The organism is Shewanella sp. 6_MG-2023, from assembly GCF_030547195.1.
In the GTDB taxonomy this organism is placed as follows: Bacteria; Pseudomonadota; Gammaproteobacteria; order Enterobacterales; family Shewanellaceae; genus Shewanella.
Genome location: NZ_JAUOQU010000028.1, coordinates 41,402 through 66,283 on the forward strand (window position 1 = coordinate 41,402; position 24,882 = coordinate 66,283).

The 24,882-nt window shown below is 42.2% G+C and carries 22 protein-coding genes; 18 read left to right on the plus strand and 4 right to left on the minus strand.

Translation table 11 applies throughout. The features are described 5' to 3' along the window. Nucleotides 1–7: 7 nt before the first annotated feature. The 5 genes from ribBA to Q4533_RS15530 all read left to right on the plus strand — a co-directional run bounded on the left by ribBA (nucleotide 8) and on the right by Q4533_RS15530 (nucleotide 3,672). The gene (gene ribBA, locus Q4533_RS15510; RefSeq protein WP_102477182.1) at nucleotides 8–1,111 is read left to right on the plus strand and encodes a bifunctional 3,4-dihydroxy-2-butanone-4-phosphate synthase/GTP cyclohydrolase II; all 1,104 of its coding nucleotides are present in this window, start codon (nucleotides 8–10) and stop codon (nucleotides 1,109–1,111) included. 121 nt (nucleotides 1,112–1,232) lie between these two features. Then, on the plus strand, nucleotides 1,233–1,712 hold the full coding sequence (gene ribE / locus Q4533_RS15515; protein WP_102438136.1) for a 6,7-dimethyl-8-ribityllumazine synthase: 480 nt from the start codon (nucleotides 1,233–1,235) through the stop codon (nucleotides 1,710–1,712). A 14-nt stretch (nucleotides 1,713–1,726) separates the two neighbouring features. Beyond that, nucleotides 1,727–2,131 carry a transcription antitermination factor NusB gene (gene nusB / locus Q4533_RS15520; protein ID WP_076543020.1) on the plus strand — a complete coding sequence of 135 codons (405 nt, stop codon included), beginning with the start codon at nucleotides 1,727–1,729 and terminating at the stop codon, nucleotides 2,129–2,131. Nucleotides 2,132–2,224: 93 nt separating this feature from the next. Next, on the plus strand, nucleotides 2,225–3,181 hold the full coding sequence (thiL, locus tag Q4533_RS15525; RefSeq protein ID WP_102438054.1) for a thiamine-phosphate kinase: 957 nt from the start codon (nucleotides 2,225–2,227) through the stop codon (nucleotides 3,179–3,181). Next, the gene (locus tag Q4533_RS15530; RefSeq protein ID WP_102438056.1) at nucleotides 3,181–3,672 is read left to right on the plus strand and encodes a phosphatidylglycerophosphatase A; all 492 of its coding nucleotides are present in this window, start codon (nucleotides 3,181–3,183) and stop codon (nucleotides 3,670–3,672) included. Before thiL ends, Q4533_RS15530 begins: the two co-directional genes overlap by 1 nt. Nucleotides 3,673–3,781: 109 nt before the next feature. On the opposite strand, the gene recN is transcribed toward Q4533_RS15530, so the two are convergent. The 4 genes from recN to barA form a co-directional block, all read right to left on the minus strand. Next, complete coding sequence (gene recN / locus Q4533_RS15535) at nucleotides 3,782–5,440, minus strand: DNA repair protein RecN (protein WP_303503214.1); 1,659 nt, start codon at nucleotides 5,438–5,440, stop codon at nucleotides 3,782–3,784. Nucleotides 5,441–5,553: 113 nt separating this feature from the next. Then, on the minus strand, nucleotides 5,554–6,519 hold the full coding sequence (locus tag Q4533_RS15540) for an AEC family transporter (protein WP_303503215.1): 966 nt from the start codon (nucleotides 6,517–6,519) through the stop codon (nucleotides 5,554–5,556). A 345-nt stretch (nucleotides 6,520–6,864) separates the two neighbouring features. Beyond that, nucleotides 6,865–7,479: a YjaG family protein gene (locus Q4533_RS15545; protein ID WP_076543013.1), complete on the minus strand. Its 615-nt coding sequence runs from the start codon at nucleotides 7,477–7,479 to the stop codon at nucleotides 6,865–6,867. After that, complete coding sequence (barA, locus tag Q4533_RS15550; RefSeq protein WP_303503216.1) at nucleotides 7,469–10,300, minus strand: two-component sensor histidine kinase BarA; 2,832 nt, start codon at nucleotides 10,298–10,300, stop codon at nucleotides 7,469–7,471. The genes Q4533_RS15545 and barA overlap by 11 nt, the downstream gene beginning before the upstream one ends. Nucleotides 10,301–10,402: 102 nt before the next feature. Between barA and rlmD the strand changes: the two genes are divergently transcribed. From rlmD to rpoS, 13 genes are all read left to right on the plus strand, one after another. Then, the gene (gene rlmD, locus Q4533_RS15555) at nucleotides 10,403–11,746 is read left to right on the plus strand and encodes a 23S rRNA (uracil(1939)-C(5))-methyltransferase RlmD (RefSeq protein ID WP_303503217.1); all 1,344 of its coding nucleotides are present in this window, start codon (nucleotides 10,403–10,405) and stop codon (nucleotides 11,744–11,746) included. Nucleotides 11,747–11,961: 215 nt separating this feature from the next. Beyond that, nucleotides 11,962–14,169, plus strand: a complete 2,208-nt coding sequence (relA, locus tag Q4533_RS15560; RefSeq protein WP_102438066.1) for a GTP diphosphokinase — start codon at nucleotides 11,962–11,964, stop codon at nucleotides 14,167–14,169. 115 nt (nucleotides 14,170–14,284) lie between these two features. Next, nucleotides 14,285–15,133, plus strand: coding sequence for a nucleoside triphosphate pyrophosphohydrolase (gene mazG / locus Q4533_RS15565; RefSeq protein WP_102532029.1), 849 nt, complete (start codon nucleotides 14,285–14,287; stop codon nucleotides 15,131–15,133). Nucleotides 15,134–15,339: 206 nt separating this feature from the next. Continuing rightward, nucleotides 15,340–16,977 (plus strand): CTP synthase, encoded by a 1,638-nt coding sequence (locus tag Q4533_RS15570; protein WP_303503218.1) that lies wholly within the window; start codon nucleotides 15,340–15,342, stop codon nucleotides 16,975–16,977. A gap of 252 nt (nucleotides 16,978–17,229) precedes the next feature. Beyond that, nucleotides 17,230–18,531, plus strand: coding sequence for a phosphopyruvate hydratase (gene eno, locus Q4533_RS15575; RefSeq protein ID WP_102438072.1), 1,302 nt, complete (start codon nucleotides 17,230–17,232; stop codon nucleotides 18,529–18,531). Nucleotides 18,532–18,621: 90 nt separating this feature from the next. Beyond that, on the plus strand, nucleotides 18,622–18,924 hold the full coding sequence (gene ftsB / locus Q4533_RS15580; RefSeq protein ID WP_102438074.1) for a cell division protein FtsB: 303 nt from the start codon (nucleotides 18,622–18,624) through the stop codon (nucleotides 18,922–18,924). A 6-nt stretch (nucleotides 18,925–18,930) separates the two neighbouring features. After that, nucleotides 18,931–19,647 (plus strand): 2-C-methyl-D-erythritol 4-phosphate cytidylyltransferase, encoded by a 717-nt coding sequence (gene ispD / locus Q4533_RS15585; protein WP_102438076.1) that lies wholly within the window; start codon nucleotides 18,931–18,933, stop codon nucleotides 19,645–19,647. Between the two features lie 14 nt (nucleotides 19,648–19,661). Continuing rightward, nucleotides 19,662–20,141 carry a 2-C-methyl-D-erythritol 2,4-cyclodiphosphate synthase gene (gene ispF, locus Q4533_RS15590; RefSeq protein WP_102477224.1) on the plus strand — a complete coding sequence of 160 codons (480 nt, stop codon included), beginning with the start codon at nucleotides 19,662–19,664 and terminating at the stop codon, nucleotides 20,139–20,141. Nucleotides 20,142–20,235: 94 nt separating this feature from the next. Beyond that, entirely contained in the window at nucleotides 20,236–21,354 is a 1,119-nt protein-coding gene (truD, locus tag Q4533_RS15595) for a tRNA pseudouridine(13) synthase TruD (protein ID WP_102438078.1), read from the plus strand. Nucleotides 21,355–21,357: 3 nt separating this feature from the next. Continuing rightward, complete coding sequence (gene surE, locus Q4533_RS15600; RefSeq protein ID WP_102438080.1) at nucleotides 21,358–22,107, plus strand: 5'/3'-nucleotidase SurE; 750 nt, start codon at nucleotides 21,358–21,360, stop codon at nucleotides 22,105–22,107. Continuing rightward, nucleotides 22,104–22,739, plus strand: coding sequence for a protein-L-isoaspartate(D-aspartate) O-methyltransferase (locus Q4533_RS15605; protein WP_102438082.1), 636 nt, complete (start codon nucleotides 22,104–22,106; stop codon nucleotides 22,737–22,739). The genes surE and Q4533_RS15605 overlap by 4 nt, the downstream gene beginning before the upstream one ends. 41 nt (nucleotides 22,740–22,780) lie before the next feature. Continuing rightward, nucleotides 22,781–23,698 (plus strand): peptidoglycan DD-metalloendopeptidase family protein, encoded by a 918-nt coding sequence (locus tag Q4533_RS15610; protein WP_303503219.1) that lies wholly within the window; start codon nucleotides 22,781–22,783, stop codon nucleotides 23,696–23,698. Between the two features lie 76 nt (nucleotides 23,699–23,774). Next, entirely contained in the window at nucleotides 23,775–24,755 is a 981-nt protein-coding gene (gene rpoS / locus Q4533_RS15615) for an RNA polymerase sigma factor RpoS (RefSeq protein WP_102477190.1), read from the plus strand. Nucleotides 24,756–24,882 lie beyond the last annotated feature (127 nt).

The following is a 24,882-nucleotide window of genomic DNA, read 5'->3' on the forward strand; positions in this document are numbered from 1 at the left end:
CTTAGCAATGGCATTACATAGTATAGAAGAGATCATCGAAGACATTCGTCAAGGTAAGATGGTTATCTTGATGGACGATGAAGACAGAGAGAACGAAGGTGATCTTATCATGGCGGCCGATAAGGTGACGCCAGAGGCCATTAATTTTATGGCGACCTTTGGCCGTGGACTGATTTGCCAAACCATGACTAAAGAGCGTTGCCAGCAACTGAACTTGCCGTTAATGGTTACCAACAATAATGCTCAGTTCTCAACAAATTTTACCGTTTCCATTGAAGCGGCAACGGGGGTCACAACGGGCATTTCAGCCCATGATCGCGCTGTAACCGTTCAAGCGGCTGTTGCTAAAGATGCTAAAGCATCAGATTTAGTTCAGCCTGGTCATATTTTTCCACTTATGGCACAAGATGGCGGGGTGTTAATTCGCGCCGGTCACACAGAAGCGGGTTGTGATTTAGCCCGTCTTGCAGGCTGCGAGCCATCTGGCGTGATAGTTGAAATTCTTAATGATGATGGCACTATGGCCCGTTGTCCAGATCTTGAAATCTTTAGTGAAAAGCACGGTATTAAAATGGGCACCATTGCCGATTTAATTGAATACCGCAACACCAAAGAAACCACGGTTGTGCGTGAAGCTGAATGTAAATTGCCAACGCGTTTTGGTGAGTTCAATATGGTGACTTTCAGAGACACCATCGATAATCAGCTACACTATGCCTTATTGAAAGGTGACGTTGAAGAAAACTGCCTAGTACGGGTACATTTACAAAATACCTTTAATGACTTATTCCACTCTGAACGCGATCAAAAACGTAGCTGGCCACTTGAAAACGCCATGGAGCGTATTGCATCAGATGGTGGTGTATTAGTACTGTTGGCGAATCACGAGCATTCAAGTGACATGCTCGCCAAGGTCAAAGCCTTTGAAGCGGAAGATAACGGTCAAGCGCCTACAGCTGCTAAATGGCAAGGAACCTCGCGCCAAGTCGGTGTTGGCTCGCAAATTCTTTCAAATTTAGGTGTGAGCAAAATGCGTTTATTAAGTTCACCCAAGCGTTATCACTCTCTGTCAGGGTTCGGTTTAGAAGTAACTGATTATATTGCAGAATAATTCACTAACTTAGTGAAGTTAACATTTATCAATAATTGCACAGGACTCAGGGCATTTGGCTGTGGTATTATACCGCCACTTTTGCCCAGAGCCGGGTGCTTTAGCTAATTTAGGTAAGATAATGATCGTAGTTGAAGGTAATATCGAAGCAAAAAATGCCAAAGTGGCGATCGTAGTATCGCGTTTCAATAGTTTTCTTGTTGAGAGTCTGCTTGATGGCGCATTAGACACACTAAAACGTTTAGGTCAGGTAAATGACGACAACATTACTGTTGTTCGTGTTCCTGGCGCTGTTGAATTACCACTTGCTGCACGTCGAATTGCTGCTAGTGGAAAGTTTGACGGTATTGTTGCACTTGGTGCAGTAATTCGTGGTGGTACTCCGCATTTTGATTTAGTTGCTGGTGAATGTAACAAGGGTCTTGCTCAAGTCGCTTTAGAGTATGATATCCCAGTTTCATTTGGCGTTTTAACCACTGATACCATCGAGCAAGCAATTGAACGCTCTGGTACTAAAGCTGGTAACAAGGGCACTGAAGCTGCACTTGGTTTACTAGAAATGGTTAACGTTCTGCAAGAATTAGAACAACAGTTAGTATAGTAGTAGGAAAAGTAATGAAGCCTTCAGAGCGCCGCAAGGCACGCCGTTTAGCTGTTCAAGCTATTTATTCATGGCAGTTAAGCAAGAACAATGTTGCTGATGTTGAACATGAATTTTTAACTGAACAAAACATTAACGGTGTTGATGTAGCTTATTTTCGTGAATTGCTATCAGGTGTAGCCACGAAAGCAACTCAACTTGATGATCTGCTAAAGCCTCATTTAGATCGTGATATTGAAGATGTATCACCCGTTGAGAAAGCCATTGTGCGTTTAGCAGCTTATGAATTAACTTATCGTAAAGATGTGCCATATAAAGTGGCCATTAACGAAGGTATCGAATTAGCGAAAGCGTTTGGTGCTGACGATAGTCATAAGTTTGTCAATGGTATGCTAGATAAGCTTGTTACTCGTAAGTAATGAATGAAAACGGTATCTTCGGATACCGTTTTTGTATGTAACGCTTTTTTCTACAAAATAATAGGTGGGCGGTTATCCGCACCAGATTATATCGTGAAAGAATTCCAACTTATCGAACAATTTTTCCGTGATAAAGGTCAGCAACGTCGAGATGTGCATTTAGGCATTGGCGATGACTGTGCATTAGTCCAACCGGCGGAAAACACATCTATTGCCATATCTTGCGACACCCTAGTCGAGAATGTCCATTTTTTACCGACAATGCCAGCTTATGAGCTTGGCTATAAATCTGTAGCGGTAAATTTATCCGATCTTGCTGCCATGGGCGCAGATCCGGCGTGGATGACGTTAGCGCTAACCTTGCCAGATGTTGATAATGAGTGGTTAGCGCAATTTAGCCAAGGGCTATTTGAAGCGGCTGAATATTACAGTGTTAGTCTGATCGGTGGTGATACCACCCGCGGGCCTCGCTGCATCAATATTACTATTCATGGTCAAGTGCCAACCGGTAAAGCATTAACCCGTAGTGGCGCGAAAATTGGTGACTGGGTGTATGTTACTGGCACTTTGGGTGACTCTGCCCTTGGGCTTGATATCCTGTTGGGCAAAAAAGAAGTCGCACATCAACATAAAGAATTTTTAATTAACCGTCACTATCATCCAACGCCTAGAATACTAGCGGGTCAAGCGCTACGCTCTTTAGCAACCAGTGCCATTGATTTATCTGACGGTTTATTTTCTGATATTCAGCACGTTTTAAAGGCATCTAATGTGGGTGCGATTATTGATGTGAATGAATTACCGCTATCGGAATCATTACAAGCATCATTGAGCCCTAATGAAGCAACTAGTTATGCGTTAACTGGTGGCGAAGATTATGAGTTGATGTTTACTGTACCAGAATCTCAACGTGGCGCTTTGGATATTGCACTGATCCACGCTGGGGTTAAATTTATTAAAGTAGGTCAAATTTGTGCCGGCGAAAAGTTACGCTTAGTGGCTGATGGCAAACCTTTTGAGCTAGAAAAAAATAGTTTTGAGCATTTCTAATGAAGTTTATTTCAACCGATCCAGCCGTTAAGAAATTAACCTTAACAAACCCTGTACACTTTTTAGCATTAGGTTTTGGCAGTGGTTTAGCCGCCAAAGCCCCAGGCACCTTTGGTACCCTTGCCGCAGTGCCGATTGTGTACTTGATGAGCTTTTTAAGCCTATCGGCTTTTATTTTTATCACGCTAATTAGCTGCCTTGTTGGTATTTATATTTGTGATAAAGCCGCTAAAGATATGGGCGTTCATGATCATGGCGCAATTGTGTGGGATGAAGTCGCAGGCTTAATGATCACCATGATTGCCGCCCCTGCTGGGGTAATTTGGTTAGTGGTTGGTTTTGCGTTATTTCGTTTTTTCGATATTTTAAAACCGTGGCCAATTCGTTGGCTCGACGCTAAAGTGCATGGCGGTTTTGGGATCATGATTGATGATGTATTAGCGGGGATTTTCTCGTTAATTTGTTTACAGTTGTTGGCTTATTATATTTAACCAATGATACTTTAATCTCTTTAAAGCTAATCCCATTAAACGTTAAGCCCACTTCATAGTGGGCTTTTTAATGGGCGATGATTAATGGATGATGCTTAAAGCTGCAAGATTATTGCAATAGCTCTCTAGCATTCGCTAAGGTATTTTCAGTTATCACATCACCCGCGAGTAGTCTTGCTAGCTCATTGACTCGCTCTTGTTTATCCAATGACTTCATATTCGTCTCAGTGCCGCCACTTTTGGTGAATTTATTCACTAGCATATGTTGGTGACCATTACCTGCAACTTGCGGTAAATGCGTCACACAGAGCACCTGAGTTGATTGACCTAAGCTGCGTAGCATTCTTCCCACAACTGCTGCAGTAGGTCCTGAAATACCTACATCCACTTCATCGAATATCAAGGTTGGTGTTGATACCTTTTTAGCGGTGATAACCTGAATACCAAGCCCAATACGTGATAATTCGCCACCAGAAGCTACTTTGGCAATGGGCTGCATCGGTTGACCGGGGTTGGTGGTAACCAAGAATTCAACTTGATCACAACCAGAAACTGATTGTAGTTCTGGGTTAAAATTCACCTCAATACAGAATCTGCCTTTGGGCATATTTAACTCTTGAATCGATTGGGTGACTAACTTATTAAGCTCTTTAGCATAGCGGTTACGGCTATGGCTGAGTTTTTGGGCGCTAATTACGTAAGCTTTTTTGCTTTCATCTACTTGCTGCTGAATTTCATCAAGCCTTGTGGCATCGTTATTAAGCTCGCTAAGTTCAGCTTTTAAAGCTTGGTGATGCTCAAACAGTTGCTCAGAGCTCACATGGTGTTTTCTTGATAATTTCATCACCTTTGAAATGCGCTGCTCAAGGTAAGCAAAGTGTTCAGGATCGAGTTCTATTCGGCTTAAATAGTCCTGAACTTCGCTGCTGCTTTCCTGCACTTGAATTAACGCTTCATTGAGCATTTGAGCAATATTACTTAGTTGTGGGTCAAACTCAGTTAGGTTTTCAGCTAAGCCCACGACCCGATTAAGTAAAGATTCAATATTGGCTTCATCGTCATCACACAGTAATTGCAGGCTGGATTGGCAGGTATCAATTAACTCTGTGCCGTTAGCAAGGCGTTTATGCTCTTGCTCAATCTCAATAAATTCACCGGCTTTAAGATCAAACTCATCAAGCTCTTCAACTTGATATTGCACTAGCTGTTTTCTGGCGATACGCTCTTGCTGATTTTGTTGTAATTGTTTCAGTTCATTTTCGATTAACTTACAGCGTTGATAGCTTTTGCTTACCCCATCAAGCAATAATTTATGGTTGGCGTAGCTATCAAGAAGGGTCAGTTGATGCTCGCTTTTTAACATTGCATGATGCGCGTGTTGGCCGTGAATACCGACAAATAATTGCCCTAGAGATTTAAGCTGGGCTAACGGAACTGGATTACCATTTATATAGGCACGTGAGCGGCCATCGGCATTAATTGTTCTTCTTAAGATACATTCGTCTTCGACATCAAGGTCATTGTCCTCTAGCCAGCGCTTAGCAAATGGCACATCATCTAAGCTAAAGCGGGCACTCACTTCGGCTTTGGTTGCACCTGGTCTAACGCTATTGGCATCTGAGCGATTACCAAGGCATAAGCCCAGGGCATCAATAGCAATGGATTTACCAGCACCGGTCTCACCAGTAATGCTGGTCATGCCAGCTTTAAAGTCGAGTTCTAGAAAACGTACAATTGCGAAATTATTAATGCTTAATTGGCACAGCATAATCAATCCTTGTGTGAATAACCATCAAACCACTGTATCTGCATACAGTTTACACTGTTTTTATATACAGTAAAGTACTGTATAAAAAATGGTGCTGATTTTTTATACGAGGATTAAACCAAGGCGCTTAAGATTTTTTCAATAATGGGCAAACTAATAAAGGTGGCTGTAGTGCTGATCAATATGCACTTGGCACTTGATAAGGCATAGATTTGGTAACGCTGTGCCAGTAAGTAAACACTTGCTGCTGTCGGCAGTGCCGCCAGAATGACGCCCATAAAAACTAGCTCAGACTCCACCTTAAAATAGCTTAATAAAACATAGGCAAATAACGGCTGGACAATGAGTTTTAAACTATTCAGCAAGCTCATTTCAAGGGCGATATTATGTTTTTTAGGCCCAGCTTTTGCGCCGCGATGCATGGCTTTAGCTAACACCATGCCAATGGCAAATAAGGCGCAGGGGCTAGAGGTGTTTCCGATTAACCGAAACATCATGCTGATACTGTCAGGTAGGTTTATTTTGAGCGCTGATACCAATACCCCTAGGGCGCAACCAATAACGATGGGGTTGGTGATTAATGCGTTGAGCATAATCATAATAGGATGACGTTGTTGGGTTTTATTCACCGCAAGTTCCATGCTCACCAGTGCAAATGCGAACATGATAATGGACAGTAGACTGGCAATGGCTGCGGTGGCGATGGCTTGATTGTTATCAGGATACAAGTTCATCATTAAAGGGATCCCAATAAAGGCGGTATTACCAAAACTGGTGTTTAGGCCTCTAATTGCAGCTAGCGCGGGCTGTTTATTGTCTGCAAGGGTTGAGATGATCACTGTAATACAATATGTGCCCGCCATAGCGAGGCCAAAGGCGAATATAAATCCCCATTGCAGAATATCGCTAATGTCAGTTTCGGCCAGTGCAATAAATAAAATAGCAGGGAAGGCGATATAGTAGACGTATTTATTTAGCGCCGAGTCACTATCTTGGGGGAGTAATTTAAGTTTCTGGACACTAAAGCCAATAACCATGATGCCAAAAACAGCGATAAGTGGGGTTAGGATACTAGGCAAGCTTGATTCCTTTTTAGGACCTTGAATGACATATCAATAATGTGGGCGTTGGATATCTTACTTTAATGGCGCCAATAAGATATTAGATAAAGGTAAGGTATGAGATGAATCTAAGCTATTCAAATAAGTTAAGTTTTTAAATTAAACTAAGATAAGAAAAACTGCATAGATCTGATACGACAAGGAGGATGTAAATGTTGCCCATCAGGTTGGCATTAGAGTATAAAGCTATCTGTTAGCGGTATCTTTAATAAGGGCATGATGACAGGCCCTTATTAAAGAGTGCTATTGCTACTTAAAGAGTGCTATTGCTACTTAAAGAGTGCTATTGCTACTTTAAAAGTATCATTGCTGCAGACTGATGCCGATATTAGACACGCCAGCATCAATGATTTCTTTGCGTAATTCCTTAATGAATTCAGGTGTGATTTTTGTTGTTTCTTCAATCACATCTAATAACATTCCTTGTAAGTGCTTCTCTTCTTGCATTACAGGATGGTTAAATACGAACTCTTCTACAACATCTTCATTCATGACGTCTTCAAGTTCTTCAATGCTAATGGCTTCAATATAGTTGGCCACTGTACTTGATGATAATTTACTGACGTTGGTAATATCTTCTTCGATTTTAGCTTGTATGCCACCGAGTAAAGTCGATAACGCTACAGCAGCATCCATTGCAGGATAAACACCGTAGGCTTCAAAATCTGCAGGCTCAGGGGTATTTTCATCTAAACGCTGTAAGTGAATATCGTAATTAAACTTAAGCTTTTTATCGTATTGTGATTGCCAAAGTAAATCCAATACTGTGCTTAATACTTTAGGCTCACCAAACTCACACACTTCGGAGAAAAGGGCGTAATTGGGCAGCATGCGCTGACATAGCGCGGTCGCAAAAAGTTGCTTTTGAGGTAATGACAGCGCTTTTAAACGCTTAAAAAAACCGGGTTTATTGCTCATAGGGAACATCCGCTGATAACTGTGATATCACTTGATTTGCTGCTGATTCTACCTTAGTTAGCTCGTCAAGTAACTCAAGTATTTCAGGTTCTAAGTCTTCGATGTTGGTTTTGTGCTTTAACGCAGACTCTAATTCTTGGCAAAGTTTTTGGGTGTTGGGCACCCCACAATAACAACTCGCTCCATGAAGCTTATGCACGGTTTGCAGCATAAGCGAACTATTGCTGCTTTTTAATGCCGTTTCTATGTTGCTGACACTTTCAGGCAGTGAGTCCACCAACATTTGCAGCATCTCTAATGCTAAATCCGGTTTTTGATTGGTTTGTGCTAAGCACAGCTCCCAATTAAGGGTATGCATATCAAAGTGGGTAAATTTAGGTTTATTTATCCAGCGATCAATCACCCCTTTTAATGCCGCTTCATCAATGGGTTTTGGCAGATAACCGTCCATGCCGCTACCTAAAATTAATTCTCGCTCTTCAGCGATAGCGTGGGCTGTTACCGCAATAATAGGTGTATTGCGGTTAAGTGAGTCTTGGCGGATAAGTTTGGTTGCTGTAACCCCATCAGTGCCGGGCATTTGAATGTCCATAAAGATAACATCGAAGGCTTGTTTTTGGGCATAGCTCACGGCTTCATCACCGTTATTGACAGAGATGACATTAACCACCAACTCTTTCAGTAGGGTATCGATTAGCTTTAAGTTAGCAAGGTTGTCATCAACAGCAAGTACGCTCAAATTCTTGCGCTCATACACAGTCGCGGGTAGTGACTCGGTTAATAGCGCTGTTTGAGTGGGTGGATGAATTAAGTGGTTAGCCAACTCGTAGTCACTCACTGGCATACTGAGTAAAATATCGCTATTAGGCCTCAATGCTTGGTTTAATATTTTTTGCTGCTCGATGCAATCATGAAGCAAGACTAAACATGAGGTCTTTTCCCTCGCCATGCTTAAACAGCTTAATAACTGCTCTTTATCACTAAAGCCATGGCAGTTAAGCAGAATATAATCGTAATGCACTTTGCTTGATGAAAGCGTTGACTCTAAATGGCTAATTTGGCCAACAGTGGTTAAATGTAGCCCCCACGCTTCAAAGCGGCGATTGAGCATATCGCGGCTTAGCTCTCTTGATTCAAATAACAACAGGGTTTTATTACGTAAAGAGTCCAAATGCAGCACTTCACCAATATGAAACTGGCTTAATTCCAATGGCAGCATGAACCAAAATGTTGAGCCTTGATTTGGAATTGAGGTAAAGCCAATTTGGCCGCCCATTTGGTTAATCAAACGTTTGGTGATCACTAAGCCCAAGCCGGTACCACCAAAGCGGCGTGAAATAGACGAGTCTGCTTGGCCAAAGGCCTGGAACAGATATTCTTGCTGACTTTCATCAATACCAATACCGGTATCAATTACTTCACAGCGCAGGGTGATATTTTCATCTTTTTGGCCTACAAGATGAATTTTCAAAATAACGCTACCTTGATCGGTAAACTTAATCGCATTGCCCAATAGGTTCGTCATGATTTGTGCAACCCGCATCGCATCACCGCTGACACTTTCAGGCACGTTGTCGTCAATATCAATAATCAGTTCGATGTCTTTTTCTTGAGCGCTGCCGGCCACAATGCTGACGGTTTCAGAAATGGTTTCCCGCAGGGCGAATGGCATTTTCTCTAAGACCATTTTACCGGCTTCTAATTTGGAGAAATCCAGAATGTCATTAATGATCCCCAGTAAGTTACTGGCGCTTCGTTCAATGGTTTTTATGTAATCTAACTGACTTGAGTGCAGCGGCGTTTTAATTAACTGCCGAGAAAATCCAATCACACCGTTTAGTGGTGTTCTTAATTCATGGGACATATTTGCTAAGAACTCTGATTTAATGCGACTGGCTTCAAGGGCGCGCTTTTTGGCTAAATCAAGCTCGACGTTTTGGATTTCAATTTGTTCAAGGGTTTCCCGTAAATCAGAGGTCGCTTGGTCAATGTTTTGCTGCATTTCATCGTGATATTCTGACAATGAACTAGCCATGGCATTAATGCCGCGCTTAAGTAAATCTAGCTCGCCGATTAATTGTCCATCAAGACGGGTGTCTAACTTACCTTCACGAATTTTTGCTACTACTCTTACCATTTCAGTAATGGGGTAGTTAACATGCTTAACCAAACGGAATGTGAAAAACAGATTCAGCTGCACCCCAATTAATACAATGACAAATGCGGCAATGGCGGCACGGTGTTGCTCAAGTAAGGCATTTTCTTTATTGAGTAATATTGAGATATACCCCAATATTTGTTGCCCTTCAGCATTGGTGATAATTTTTCTTGGGCCGTTGGCGGGCGAAATTGTCACCTCTTGCGGGTTAGTTTGTTGATTAACGCCGGTATAAGACATAATCGGCACCCGTATCACCATGGTGTCGTCGATGGTTTCATACTGAGTCGAAATTAAAGACTTTAACGCTGCTGTATAGCGCATACTCTCAAAATCTTTATGGTAGTGAGATGTTACAAATAATTGATTTTCATCATCAAAAATAGCAATTGAGTGAATAAGGGCAGAGTTGTTTAATTGCGATGCTGCCAGTAAACGTTTGCTGGCTTCTCTGTCTTCAGTGACCAGTCCGAACTCGCTGGCAATGGCCAAAGGCTCGACAATACTTCTACCTTGATTGATTAAGGTCTCTTCGAGTTCATAAAAACGGTTTATGGTGAAGTAACTTCCAAGTAGAATACCCACCATGACCGTTGGCGCTAACGCAAGTACCAGTACCCAAGAGCGAAGACTGTATTTGGTCATGTTGTTAGCATTTTTCATCGTGAAGACATTATTCCTAAAGACTTTTTATCTATGATGAGGACTAGACTGCCAGAAACAGAGCCGTCTTGACTAGTCATTTATTCAATACCTGAGGCCAAAATGGCACAATTTTTTAAAGCAAAACCAAACAAAACTAAACAACTGTCGGCCAAGTTGACTTTAACGGTATCACAACTTGATCATCTCGGTGCAGGTATTGCTCAACATGACGGCAAAGTGGTATTTATTCCTGGGGCTCTGCCCGGTGAAACGGTAACCGCGCAATTAATTGAACAAAAGAAAAAGTACGCTAAAGCTAAGCTGCTTAAAATTCAAATCGCAACCGATAAAAGAGTCGCGGCGCAATGCCCTCATTATCAGCAATGTGGTGGCTGCGACTTACAACATATGAGCATTGATGCGCAGCGCGAATATAAGCAAGATGCACTACAAAATTTAATGGGTAAGTTAGCGGTCAATATTGATGACAAGATCATGACTTCAATGATAACCGGTGAGCAATGGCATTATCGTCGTCGCGCACGGCTAGCTTCGTTATTTGATAAAAAGACGAAGCATTTACAATTAGGCTTTCGAGCTGCCAATAGCAATAATATCGTTGATATTAAGCAGTGCGATGTATTGGCTGTAGCATTGTCGGCATTGATTGAACCCTTCTCAAACGTGCTTAATCAGTTACAAGCTAAAATGACACTCGGTCACCTTGAACTCACTGAAGCTGAAAATGGCATATTTGCAGTACTTAGAATCACCAAAGCATTGAAAACCGATGATGAGCAGCGCCTGAAAGCGTTTGCTTTGGAGCATCAAATGCAGTTGTTAGTGCAAGATAATGATGGCGAACTGCGTTCGCTAGTCAGTGACGACCATATTGAATTACCCAAATATTTGTTAGCTAACGGCCAAGTCGAATGTCGATTTAGCCCGGGAAATTTTGTGCAGGTCAATGCTGATATTAACCAGCGTATGGTCGCACAGGCCATCGAGTGGCTAGATCCACAACAAGATGAACGAATTTTGGATTTATTTTGTGGGGTAGGTAATTTTAGTTTGCCCCTTGCTACCCAAGCCGCTGATGTTATTGGTGTTGAAGGCGTACCTGAAATGGTTACGCAGGCGAAACAAAATGCTGCTGATAACAACTTAACCAACCTGAGTTTTTTTCACGCTGATTTAAGTGCGGATTTATCTCAAGCCTCTTGGCTGGGCAAAATTGATAAACTATTGCTCGATCCTGCCAGAGCGGGGGCGTATGAAAGTTTGCAATGGTTATCTAAAATGAAGCCTAAAAAAGTGGTGTATGTGTCATGTAATCCGGCAAGTTTAGCCAGAGACAGCCAAGTATTAATCGAACAAGGCTATCAGCTTAAAAAACTAACCATGTTGGATATGTTTCCACAAACTCATCATATCGAAGCGATGGCATTGTTTGAAATTAAATAACTTGCTGCGCTGGCGTGGCAAACCAGTAAAATCAACTGTTTTTACTGCCAACTCAAACAGAAATACTGTTTGAAGATGACATTTTTTAAATTGATTAATATTAATTTGACATAAATAACTGAATGCTCAAGATGAAAGCATTAGAGTAAATAACACATCAACACAGATTCAGTTATTTGTACGCGTAAAAGTCAGTACCAATAAGGAAGTTAATTATGGTCTCAGTTCGAGAAGCACATTTTAATCTAGCCGATTTTAATATCGACGAATGGGTTATGCGTTATATCGATAACGCCGAAGAAGCCCTATTGTTACGGGATCTGATCCTGTATCTAGATATGTTGCCAACGAAATCTCCCGATGTACATCGGGCCTTGCTTGAGCGCGCCCGTGAAATGGTGGAAATTCTAGCGCCATTGAATATGGATATCGAGACCTTACAAGCTTCATTATTATTTATTGCTCATGATGCCGGTATTTTATCAATTGAAACAATTGAAGAAAAATATGGCGCTAGCTTAAGCAAGCTAGTGGCAAGCGTGGTGACCATGGAGGCTATTGGCGCCTTAAAAGTCAGTCCTGACTCTCGAACCGCCGAGCCGCAAATCGATAATATTCGTAAAATGTTATTGGCCATGGTCGAAGATGTACGCGCGGTAGTGGTTAAGCTTGCTGAGCGGGTAGCGCTACTTCGTGAAGTTAAAAATGCCGATGAAGAAACCCGGGTATTGTTGGCAAGAGAAGTGGTCGATATCTACGGCCCGCTTGCCAACCGTTTAGGAATTGGGCAATTAAAGTGGGAATTAGAAGATATCTCGTTTCGCTACCTGCACCCGACAGTTTACAAAGATATTGCCAAACAGTTAGATGGTAAACGTGTCGACAGAGAAGTGTTTATCGATAAGTTTGTTACCCAGCTGCAACAGCGTCTGGATAATGACCAAATCCGCGCGAAAGTCTATGGCCGCCCGAAACACATCTATAGCATCTGGCGTAAGATGAAAGGCAAAGACTTGAAGTTTGATGAGCTGTTTGATGTGCGCGCGGTGCGTATTGTCACAGAACGCCTCCAAGATTGTTATGGTGCTTTAGGTGTCGTGCATACCCTTTGGCATCATATTCCCCGTGAGTTTGATGATTATGTGGCCAACCCTAAACCCAATGGTTACCAATCAATTCATACCGTGGTCGTTGGCCCTGAAGGTAAAACGGTAGAGATTCAAATTCGTACTGAAGCTATGCATCAGGACTCAGAACTTGGGGTCGCAGCCCATTGGAAGTACAAAGAAGGCTCTGCTGGTGGCAAGCAAAGTGGCTATGAAGAAAAAATTAATTGGCTACGTAAAATTTTGCTGTGGCAAGAAGATGTTGCTGAAACCGGAAACCTGGTTGATGAAGTCCGCAGCCAAGTATTTGAGGACAGAGTCTATGTGTTTACCCCTAATGGCGAAGTGGTTGATTTACCATTAGGCTCCACCGTGCTCGATTTTGCTTACTACATTCATTCCCATGTGGGCCATAAATGTATTGGCGCCAAAGTCGATGGCCGTATTGTGCCCTTTACTTATCAAGTTGAAACCGGTGAGCGTATTGAAATCATTACCTCAAAGCATCCTAATCCGAAGCGCGATTGGTTAAATCCAAATTTAGGCTACATCAAGTCGTCTCGCTCTCGCTCGAAAATTCAGCATTGGTTCAAGCAGCAAGACCGCGATAAAAACATGGTGGCAGGGAAAGAATTACTTGAGGCTGAACTTAACCGTGTCTCACTTCATTTAAAAGATGCCAAAGTTGCGGTTGAGCGCTTTAATATGAACTCCATGGATGACATGTTAGCGGCTATTGGTGGCGGTGATTTACGCTTAAACCAAGTGGTGAATTACATTGAAACCAGTTTACGCAAAACTGAAGTGACCGAACAAGAGATTGTTGAAGAGCTCATTAAACGCTCGAATCCGAAACCAGCCCGTAAAGGCAAAGGTCAGGTAGAAGTAAATGGTGTTGGTAATTTATTAAGCCATATTGCCAGCTGCTGTAAACCGGTACCGGGTGATGAAATTTTTGGTTATATCACCATGGGCCGCGGCGTGTCAGTGCACCGCAGTGACTGCTCACAGGTTAAAGAGCTAATGCGCGCCCATCCAGAGCGCAGTGTCGAAGTGGTGTGGGGAGAAAACTATTCTGGCGGTTATCGGATTAAAGTACGGGTGATAGCTCATGATCGCAGTGGTTTACTGCGAGATGTCACCACAGTACTGGCGGCTGAAAAGTCCAATGTGATGGCAATGAGTTCAACCTCTGATGAAAAAAACCAAACTGCTACCGTTGAGCTAGAACTTGAACTGTATAACCTCGATGGCTTGTCACGGATATTATCAAAATTAGGCCAAGTTGAAGGTGTGACCGAAGCCAGACGATTATAGTATTAAATCCCAACGGCGCACTTTAGTGTCAAAAGATAAGGTGATAAATCGAAAGGTTTGTCACCTTTATTTTAACTTATCAGCCAGTTTAGGCCATATCATTGAGAAATAGACCATGTCAGCAAATACCCTAAAGCAAGCTAACGATATTATGCAGCCTTTATTAACAATTATGGAAAAACTGCGGGATCCTGAAACGGGTTGCCCTTGGGATAAACAGCAAAGCTTCGAGACTATTGTTCCTTTTACCCTTGAAGAAGCTTATGAGGTTGCCGATGCCATCGAGCAAGCTGATTTAGATTCGCTGCCAGATGAGCTGGGTGATTTGTTGTTTCAGGTGGTGTTTTACTGTCAGCTCGGTAAAGAACAAGGCTTATTTGATTTTGCCACTGTGGTGGATAAAATTTGCGACAAATTAACCAGAAGACATCCCCATGTGTTTAGCGGCGACAACCTTGGCACTAGCGCTGAACAAGTCAAACTTGTTTGGGATGAAATTAAGCAGCAAGAAAGGCTCGCGAAAAGCCAACACTCGATACTTGATGACATTCCAGTAGCAATGCCAGCACTGAACCGAGCGATAAAAATTCAAAAGCGGGTTGCAAAGGTGGGCTTTGATTGGGCTGATTTAGCCCCTGTGGTGGCAAAGGTTCATGAAGAAATCGATGAGGTCATGGCAGAGGCGCAGCACTTAGAAGCCAATAAAGACGAATATTACCCCAAGGTGGTTGATGAAATGGGCGACTTATTATTTGCTGTTGCCAATATGGCAAGACACTTAGGGGTTGAGCCAGAGCAGGCATTAAGGCTTGCTAATCAGAAGTTTGAACGTCGCTTTAAAGGGGTAGAGCAATATGCTGCACAAAGTGGCAAGGCGTTTGAACAGCACTCACTTGAAGAGCTCGATAGCTATTGGGATCAAGTTAAAATGGCAGAGAAAAGTCAGCAGCTTAGTAAAGATTAATCTGCGCACTTGGCAAACATTAGGATGATATTGAATTCAACGCTATGAAAATTAGGGTTAAATTATGACCATGATTTAACTTTGGCTTAATATCAATTTTATGCGTTTATTGTTTGTTGTTAGCGCGCTATTTTGGTAGAATGTCGCCCCGTCCTAGTGCTTTCTTACAAGCACGTTATTTTCAATCTCACATTCTCAGGTTCAGCATGACTACAAGGTATATCTTCGTTACTGGTGGCGTTGTTTCATCACTAGGTAAAGGCATTGCAGCAGCTTCATTAGCAGCAATTTTAGAGGCGCGTGGCCTCAATGTAACCATTATGAAACTTGACCCATACATTAACGTTGACCCTGGCACCATGAGCCCGACTCAGCATGGTGAAGTATTCGTTACTGAAGATGGTGCTGAAACCGATTTAGACTTAGGTCATTACGAGCGTTTCATTCGAACCAAGATGAACCGTCGTAATAACTTCACTACCGGTCGTATCTACGAGCAAGTGCTACGTAAAGAGCGTCGTGGTGATTATTTAGGTGCCACCATTCAGGTGATCCCGCACATCACTAATGCAATTAAAGAAAAAGTACTTGAAGGCGGCGAAGGTCACGATGTTGCTATCGTAGAAATTGGCGGCACAGTAGGCGATATCGAGTCATTGCCTTTCTTAGAGTCAATTCGTCAATTAGGTGCTGAGCTAGGACGTGATCGCACATTATTCATGCATTTAACCTTAGTGCCGTTCTTAGGTGCTGCAGGTGAAATTAAAACTAAGCCAACACAACACTCTGTTAAAGAATTGCGTTCAATTGGTATCGCGCCAGACGTATTAGTTTGTCGTGGCGACCGTGCTATTCCTGCTAATGAAAAAGCGAAAATCTCGCTATTTTGTAATGTAGAAGAAAAAGCCGTTATCTCATTAAAAGATGTCGACAGTATTTATAAGATCCCAGCGTTATTGCGCTCTCAAGGTCTTGATGAGTTAGTGGTTAAACGTTTTGGTATCGATTGTAATGATGCTGATTTGTCTGAGTGGGAAAATGTTATTTATCAAGAAGCTAATCCAAATGGTGAAATTACCATTGGTATGGTGGGTAAATACATCGAACTACCAGATGCTTATAAGTCTGTGAATGAAGCACTTAAGCATGCAGGCCTTAAAAACCGCCTAACAGTGAATATTCAGTATGTTGATTCACAAACAGTAGAAGCTAAAGGCGCTGAAGTACTAGAAGGTTTAGACGGTATTTTGGTTCCTGGTGGCTTCGGTGAGCGTGGTGTTGAAGGTAAAATCTTTGCGGCGCAATATGCCCGTGAAAATAACATTCCATACTTTGGTATTTGTTTAGGTATGCAAGTGGCATTGATCGAGTTTGCTCGACACGTTGCTAAGCTTGAAGGGGCTCATTCAACTGAGTTTAAACCAGAAACAGAACATCCAGTCATTGGTCTGATCACAGAATGGATCAATGAAGAAGGTAATGTTGAGCTGCGCCATGAAGCGTCAGATTTAGGTGGCACTATGCGTTTAGGCGCACAGTTATGTCATTTAGCTGAAGGTTCTAAAGCCGCTGCAGCATATAACTCTACTACTTGTGTTGAACGTCATCGTCACCGTTTTGAAGTGAACAACAACTATGTTGATCGCTTAGAAAAAGCTGGCCTGGTATTTAGTGGTTTGTCATCAGATCGCAAATTAGTGGAAATGATTGAGCTTCCTAATCACCCTTGGTTTGTAGCAGGTCAATTCCACCCTGAATTCACTTCAACACCTCGTGATGGTCATCCATTATTTGAAGGTTTTGTTGCTGCTGCTGCGATTCATCAAAAAGGTGAAGCTGAGTAATTAAAAATAAAGCCACTGATAATCATATCAGTGGCTTTTTTTTATCTGGTCAATTTTTTATCTGCTAATTAATAGATGTGACCTAGGTAGTTGCCGCTTAACGATAATCGGTCTATGCTATGGCTTCAGTTGACCTTTTATTACCAAACTGAAAGTGAAATACCAATAATTGCGCAATTATTAATAAATTGTCGGTGTTTATTGGTATTGATTTTCTATTTTAATATTTAACTTACATATATTGAGGGAATTATGGCTAACATTATTAACGTCATTGGTCGTGAAATCATGGATTCACGCGGTAACCCAACGGTAGAAGCTGAGGTTCACCTTGCTGACGGTTCTATCGGTATGGCTGCTGCACCATCGGGTGCATCAACAGGTTCTCGTGAAGCACTTGAGTTACGTGATGGCGACAAAGCACGTTACTTAGGTAAAGGTGTTCTTAAAGCTGTTGAAGCTGTAAATGGCCCAATCGCTGAAGCGTTAAAGGGGAAAGATGCACTAGCACAAGCTGAGCTTGATCAAATCATGATTGACTTAGATGGCACAGAAAACAAAGCTAAGTTTGGCGCAAACGCTATCCTAGCTGTTTCTCTTGCTGCTGCTAAAGCGGCTGCTGTTTCTAAGAAAGTACCTTTATACGCTCACATTGCTGATCTAAACGGTACTTCTGGTGTTTACTCTATGCCTCTTCCAATGATGAACATCATCAATGGTGGTGAGCACGCTGATAACTCAGTAGACATTCAAGAATTCATGATCCAGCCTGTTGGCGCAGCTAACTTCCGTGAAGGCCTTCGTATGGGCGCTGAAGTATTCCATAGCCTTGCTAAAGTTCTTAAAGCTGGTGGCCACTCGACTGCTGTTGGTGATGAAGGTGGTTTCGCGCCAAACCTTGAGTCTAACGAAGCTGCACTTGCTGCAATCAAAGTGGCTGTTGCAAACGCAGGTTACGAGCTAGGTAAAGACATTACTTTAGCGATGGATTGTGCTGCATCTGAGTTCTTTGATAAAGAAGCCAACATCTACGATCTTAAAGGTGAAGGCAAGAAATTCACCTCTGAAGAGTTTAACTACTTCCTTAAAGATTTGACTGAACAGTACCCAATCGTATCTATCGAAGACGGTCTTGACGAGTCTGACTGGGATGGTTTCGCACACCAAACTAAGCTTCTAGGTGATAAAATTCAATTAGTAGGTGACGATTTATTCGTAACTAACACTAAGATCCTTAAGCGTGGTATCGACAACGGTATTGCTAACTCAATCCTAATCAAATTTAACCAAATTGGTTCGTTAACTGAAACGTTAGCAGCAATCAAAATGGCTAAAGATGCGGGTTTCACCGTGGTTATCTCTCATCGCTCAGGTGAAACTGAAGATGCAACTATTGCAGATCTTGCTGTAGGTACTGCTGCTGGCCAAATCAAAACCGGTTCATTAAGCCGCTCTGATCGCGTTGCTAAGTACAACCAACTGCTACGTATCGAAGAAGCATTAGGCTCAAAAGCACCGTATAACGGTCTTAAAGAAGTCAAAGGCCAAGGTTAATTTTCCTTGAGCTAAAAAAAGGCCACCACTAGGTGGCCTTTTTTGTTGTACTATAGTGGGATTAATCATTAATTTCGCCACATTATACCTATGAAAAGCCTATTACTATTACTTTTGATCTTAGTCGGTTTATTACAGTATCGATTATGGCTGGGCGAAAATAATTTATCCCAATATATGAATCTGAAAAAACAGATTGCCAGCCAACAAGCCAGTAACGATAAACTCATCGCTAGAAATCAAATTTTAAAAGCGGAAATCATCGATTTAAAACGCGGCACAGAAGCGATTGAAGAACGTGCTCGAAATGAGTTAGGCATGGTAAAAGAAGGTGAAACTTTTTATCGCGTCGTTGGCAACAACCCTCGAAATAATGCTACTTTTGGTCAATAACATCCTATGAACGTTGAGAATCAATCTGTTATCGCGATTGTCCCTGCTGCCGGTATTGGTGCAAGGATGGGGGCGACTATTCCTAAACAATATTTAGCTCTAGGTGAGCAAAGCATCTTAGCCCACACCTTAGATAGCTTGATTACTCATAAAAGAATCAAGCAAGTTATCGTAGCGCTGCACCCTGAAGACACCTTTTTTGCGACTTTATCTCAAGCAAACCACCCTAAAGTGAGCACGGTTATAGGCGGTCAAGAACGTGCAGATTCTGTATTGCGTGCTTTAGTGTCGATTGACAAAGAAACCATGGAGTCTAATTGGGCATTAGTCCATGATGCCGCGAGACCTTGCTTAACCCACAGCGATATCGATAAATTACTTAATGCTAGAGTTGACTGCCCACAAGGCGCGATTCTAGCCATGCCGGTGCGAGACACCATGAAGCGCTGTGCTAACTCAACTAATCTAATTAGTGAAACAGTATCACGTGACCATCTTTGGCATGCATTAACGCCGCAACTGTTTCCCTGCAAAAGCTTGCAGCAACATTTAAGTGATGCACTTAAACAAGGCGTGCAAATTACCGATGAAGCTAGCGCCATGGAGTGGGCTGGTGTTACCCCTGGTTTAGTCACTGGCCGCGCAGACAATATTAAAGTTACTCACCCTGATGACTTGCAGTTAGCAGCGCTGTTTTTATCTCACATAAATTCTCAAAAATAACGGTTATTATTATGTTGAATATACGCATTGGTCATGGTTTTGATGTACATAAATTTGGTAGCGATAAACCGCTGATCCTTGGTGGTGTTACTGTGCCATACGAAACAGGTTTAATTGCTCACTCTGATGGTGATGTAGTGTTGCATGCAGTAAGTGACGCCATACTTGGTGCCATGGCTTTAGGTGATATAGGTAAACATTTCCCTGATACCGATGCCGAGTTTGAAGGTGCTGATAGCAGAGTATTATTGCGCCATTGTGTTTCATTGGCACAAGCTAAACAATTTAATATAGGTAACCTTGATGTCACTGTTATTGCGCAAGCGCCAAAAATGTTGCCACACATTGAAGCCATTAGACAATGTCTGGCTGAAGACCTATGTACCCATATCGATAATATTAATGTGAAAGCCACCACCACCGAAAAACTGGGCTTTACAGGCCGCAAAGAAGGCATCGCAGTTGAGTCGGTCGTCCTTATGGTGCGAGATTAACACTGATAAACGACGATATTACGTCTATTAACGTCACGTAAGCTAATTGCACTCAATAGCTGCAATTACATCATTAGCTCATTTGAGAAGAAACATGACTCCGTTATTTTATTTATTTGGTAAGCCTGATTGCACTGCAGATCTACGCACAGTAAACAGTGACTTTATCGTTAAAGAAATGCTGCCTTTTAGCCCAACTGGCGAAGGCGAGCATCATATGATCCATGTTCGTAAAGATGGCTTAAATACCACGCAAGTGGCAGAAATTTTAGCTAAGTTTGCCAAAGTGCATCAAAAAGAAGTGACATACGCAGGCCAAAAAGACCGAAACGCTGTGACAGAGCAATGGTTTGGGGTGCGTATTCCAGGGAAAGAAACCCCTGATTGGCAATCGCTGTCTGATGAGCACTTAACCATCTTATCAAGCCAACGCCATAGTAAAAAACTGCGTATTGGCGCACTGCTGGGTAATCGGTTTGAACTGATTTTACGAAATGTGTCCGATAAAGCAGTGCTTGAGCAACGGATTTTAAAAGTGGCTGAAATAGGCGTACCTAACTATTTTGGAGAGCAGCGTTTTGGCCATAAAGGTAAAAACTTAGTTTTCGGCCAGCAAATGCTCGCGGGTAAAAAAGTTAAAGATAGAAAAAAACGCAGCATGTATTTATCTGCAGTGCGCTCTAATGTGTTTAACACTGCTGTGTCGTACCGTTTAAGTAAAAATGGTATTGCGCCTATTAATGGTGATTGTGTCATGTTAGCGGGCAGTAAAAGTTTTTTTGTCGCGCAGACATGGGATGAGGCCACAATGAAGCGTTTAGCTGACAATGACATTCAATTGTCTGCGCCATTGTGGGGCAGAGGCGAACTCCCCACTCAAGGGCTTGCATCAGTAGTTGAACAAGCTGCATTAGCTGAGTTAAGCACCGATTTAACCGGGCTTGAGCAAGCGGGTTTAGAGCAAGAACGTCGACCATTATTATTAAAGCCTCAAGCGCTAAAATACCGGTTTGAAAATGATGATGTGTTAGTCATCGAGTTTATTTTACCAGCAGGTAGCTATGCGACCTCAGTATTGCGTGAGCTACTGGATTATCAAGATGTTCAAGAAGTGCAGCGACAACAAATGGTGGCAATGCAGCAGCAAGAGCAAGCGCAGCAATTTGCAAATAGCGTTACAAATGACGCAACTAAAAGCACTCTAGAAGGTTAAGTGATGATTAACATATTGGTCAGCAATGATGACGGCGTTACAGCTCCAGGGATCAAAGCCCTAGCGGCAGAGTTAACCAAAATTGCTAATGTGTTAGTCGTGGCGCCTGATAGGAATTGTTCAGCAGCCAGTAATTCTTTGACCTTGACTAATCCATTAAGAATTAATAACTTAGAAAATGGCGCTATTGCTGTCAATGGCACACCGTCAGATTGTGTCCATTTAGCCATTAGAGAATTATGTCCAGTAGAGCCTGATATTGTGGTGTCAGGCATTAATGCTGGGGCGAATATGGGTGATGATACCCTGTACTCAGGTACGGTAGCCGCAGCAATGGAAGGACGCTTTTTAGGCCTACCTGCGATAGCGGTATCATTAGTGGGCAAAGAATTACGTCATTACGATAGTGCAGCAATCTATGCCGCTAAAATAGTGCAAGGTTTACTTGAGCATCCTATTAATAACGATCAAATATTAAATGTAAATGTGCCCGATTTACCGCTAGAACAAATCAAAGGCATGAGAATTACTCGCTTAGGCTCAAGACATAAAGCTGAAGGCATGATCAAAACTCAAGATCCTGCAGGAAGAGATATATATTGGCTTGGGCCTCCGGGCAAAGAACAAGATGCTAGCGCTGATACAGACTTTGGTACAGTTGAACAAGGTTATGTTTCAATTACTCCGCTAACGGTCGACTTAACTGCGTATGATCAGCTTGCTGACTTAGAAAACTGGATTAATAAACTATGAGCCAGGTAGCTTCAACTGTTGCCCTTAATTTAGCCAAAAAACTGCATGAAGCAGGGATCCGTAATCACACTGTGTTGCAGGCGGTATCAAATACCCCAAGGGAGTTATTTCTCGATGGGGCATTAGCCCATAAAGCTTACGAGAATACCGCTTTACCTATTGGGCAAGGCCAAACTATCTCTCAGCCTTATATTGTCGCTAGAATGACGGAGTTATTACTACAACATAACCCTGCTAGAGTGCTTGAAATTGGTACTGGTTCAGGTTACCAGGCAGCGATTTTAGCGCAACTGGTACCTCAGCTTTGCACAATTGAGCGGATCAAGGCGCTACAAATTCAAGCGAGACAACGTTTAAAGCGCTTAGATTTACATAATGTGTCTTTTAAATATGGTGACGGTTGGAAAGGTTGGACCAATAAAGGCCCATTTGATGCCATTATGGTAACAGCAGCTGCAGCATCGGTACCTGAAGCATTATTGGCGCAACTGGCTGAAGACGGCGTGCTAGTGATCCCTGTTGGCGAAGACTCGCAGCAGTTATTAAAAATCACTCGTAAACAAAATGAGTTTCAATCACAAATTATCGAAGCGGTTAAGTTTGTACCGTTAATCAATGGCGACTTAGCTTAACAGTGATGCAAGGGCGATATTTCAAAAGTATGATGGAGACAATGTTGAAGTGTCGTAATTGGCCTTGGGTTACAATTTTACTGCTGTTTATTTCAGGGTGTAGCTTTCAAGCTCACAACCCTGCACCCGTTACGAGTATTTCGAGTAATGCTGGTCAAAAATTTAATAAAGGCTCTATTACCTCTGGCAGTTACAAGGTAAAACGCGGTGATACTCTTTACTCAATTTCATGGGGCGCTGGGCAAGATTTTAATAAAATCGCTCAATATAATGGCTTAAAAGCACCTTATACCATCTATCCAGGACAAACATTAAAACTCACCAAGCCACAGCGCACTAAGCCTGCAGCCAAGCCTGCAGCCAAGCCTGCACCAAAACCGGTCGCTGTAGCGAACACCAAGTCAAAGCCTGCTAATAAAACGGTTGCAAAACAAACTTCAGCACAAAAAAAGCCAGCGACAACGACAAATCAAAATAGTACAAAAAAAGAGCTTGATCACAAAGCTAAGCCTGCGTATTCTGTAAAAACTACCCAAGACAAAACGGTTCAAATAGCGAAAAAATCTGTTTCAACCTTGCCAGATAAAGTAAGTCAGTGGAACTGGCCGACAAAAGGTAAGATTGTAGGTTACTTCTCTAGTACTCAGCAGGGCAATCAAGGCATAAAAATCGCTGGTTCCAGAGGCGATATTATCAAGGCTGCAGCTGATGGAAGAGTTGTTTATGCAGGTAATGCACTTCGGGGCTATGGCAATTTGGTCATTATTAAACACAATGATGATTATTTAAGTGCTTATGCTCATGCAGATGCAATATTGGTCAAAGAAAAGCAATATGTAAATGCTGGACAGACAGTTGCGAAAATGGGTAGTACAGGGACTAATCAGGTGATGTTGCATTTTGAAATTCGTCTCCATGGTAAGTCAGTAAACCCATTAAATTATTTACCTAAACGTTAACTGTTTAGTTCACATTAAAACGGAGAATACGCGCACGAAAATAACTTAATTTTTATCCGGTTTGGGAGAGCACCATATGAGCCAGAAACAAAATACTGCGGTAGCAGAAGAGCTTATGGATTTAGCTAAACAACCACAAGAGATTGCGCTGAAGGAGGCAAAAAATGCCAAGCCAGCACAGCAATCCGACATTGACCAACAAGTTCAAGATGATCTTCAGAAGAATCTTGACGCCACTCAACTATATTTAGGTGAGATCGGTTTTTCCCCTTTGCTTAGTGCAGAAGAAGAAGTCTTCTTTTCACGTAAAGCACTCAAAGGCTGCGAGAAGTCTCGTAACCGCATGATAGAAAGTAATCTAAGATTGGTCGTAAAAATTGCCAGAAGGTATAACAACCGAGGATTAGCATTACTGGATCTTATCGAAGAAGGTAATCTAGGGCTTATTCGAGCAGTCGAAAAGTTTGATCCGGAAAGAGGGTTTCGTTTTTCAACCTACGCGACTTGGTGGATTAGACAAACCATCGAAAGAGCGATCATGAATCAAACTCGGACCATTCGTTTGCCTATTCATGTGGTTAAAGAGCTTAATGTATACTTGCGAACGGCAAGACAGCTTGCGCAAAAACTTGATCATGAGCCGACGGCAGAAGAAATCGCAGACAAATTAGATGTCTCTACTAGCGATGTCAGTCGAATGCTAAAACTAAACGAAAAAATCACCTCTGTAGATACCCCACTAGGCGGGGATAACGATAAAGCATTGTTAGATGTTATTGCAGATGATGATTCAGTTGGACCAGATTATAAAGTACAGGATGAAGACTTATCTAATTCAATTGTCGGTTGGTTAAATGAGCTAAATACTAAGCAAAGAGAAGTATTAGCACGACGTTTTGGTTTATTAGGTTATGAACCATCGACGTTAGAAAACGTAGGGGCTGAAATTGGCTTAACACGGGAACGTGTGCGTCAAATTCAAGTCGAAGCGTTAAAGCGTTTGAAAGATGTATTAGGGGCACAAGGCCTATCAGTCGAAGCGTTATTTAGAAATTAACGCCAACCTTTTAAGCGATTAATTTACGCTTAGGGTTATTTACCTTTGAGGACACGAGTTGTCCTTTTTTGTTGGCTTTTTTTTACTCACTTTTATAGAGCCTGAGCATTATGATAGTTAATGAAGC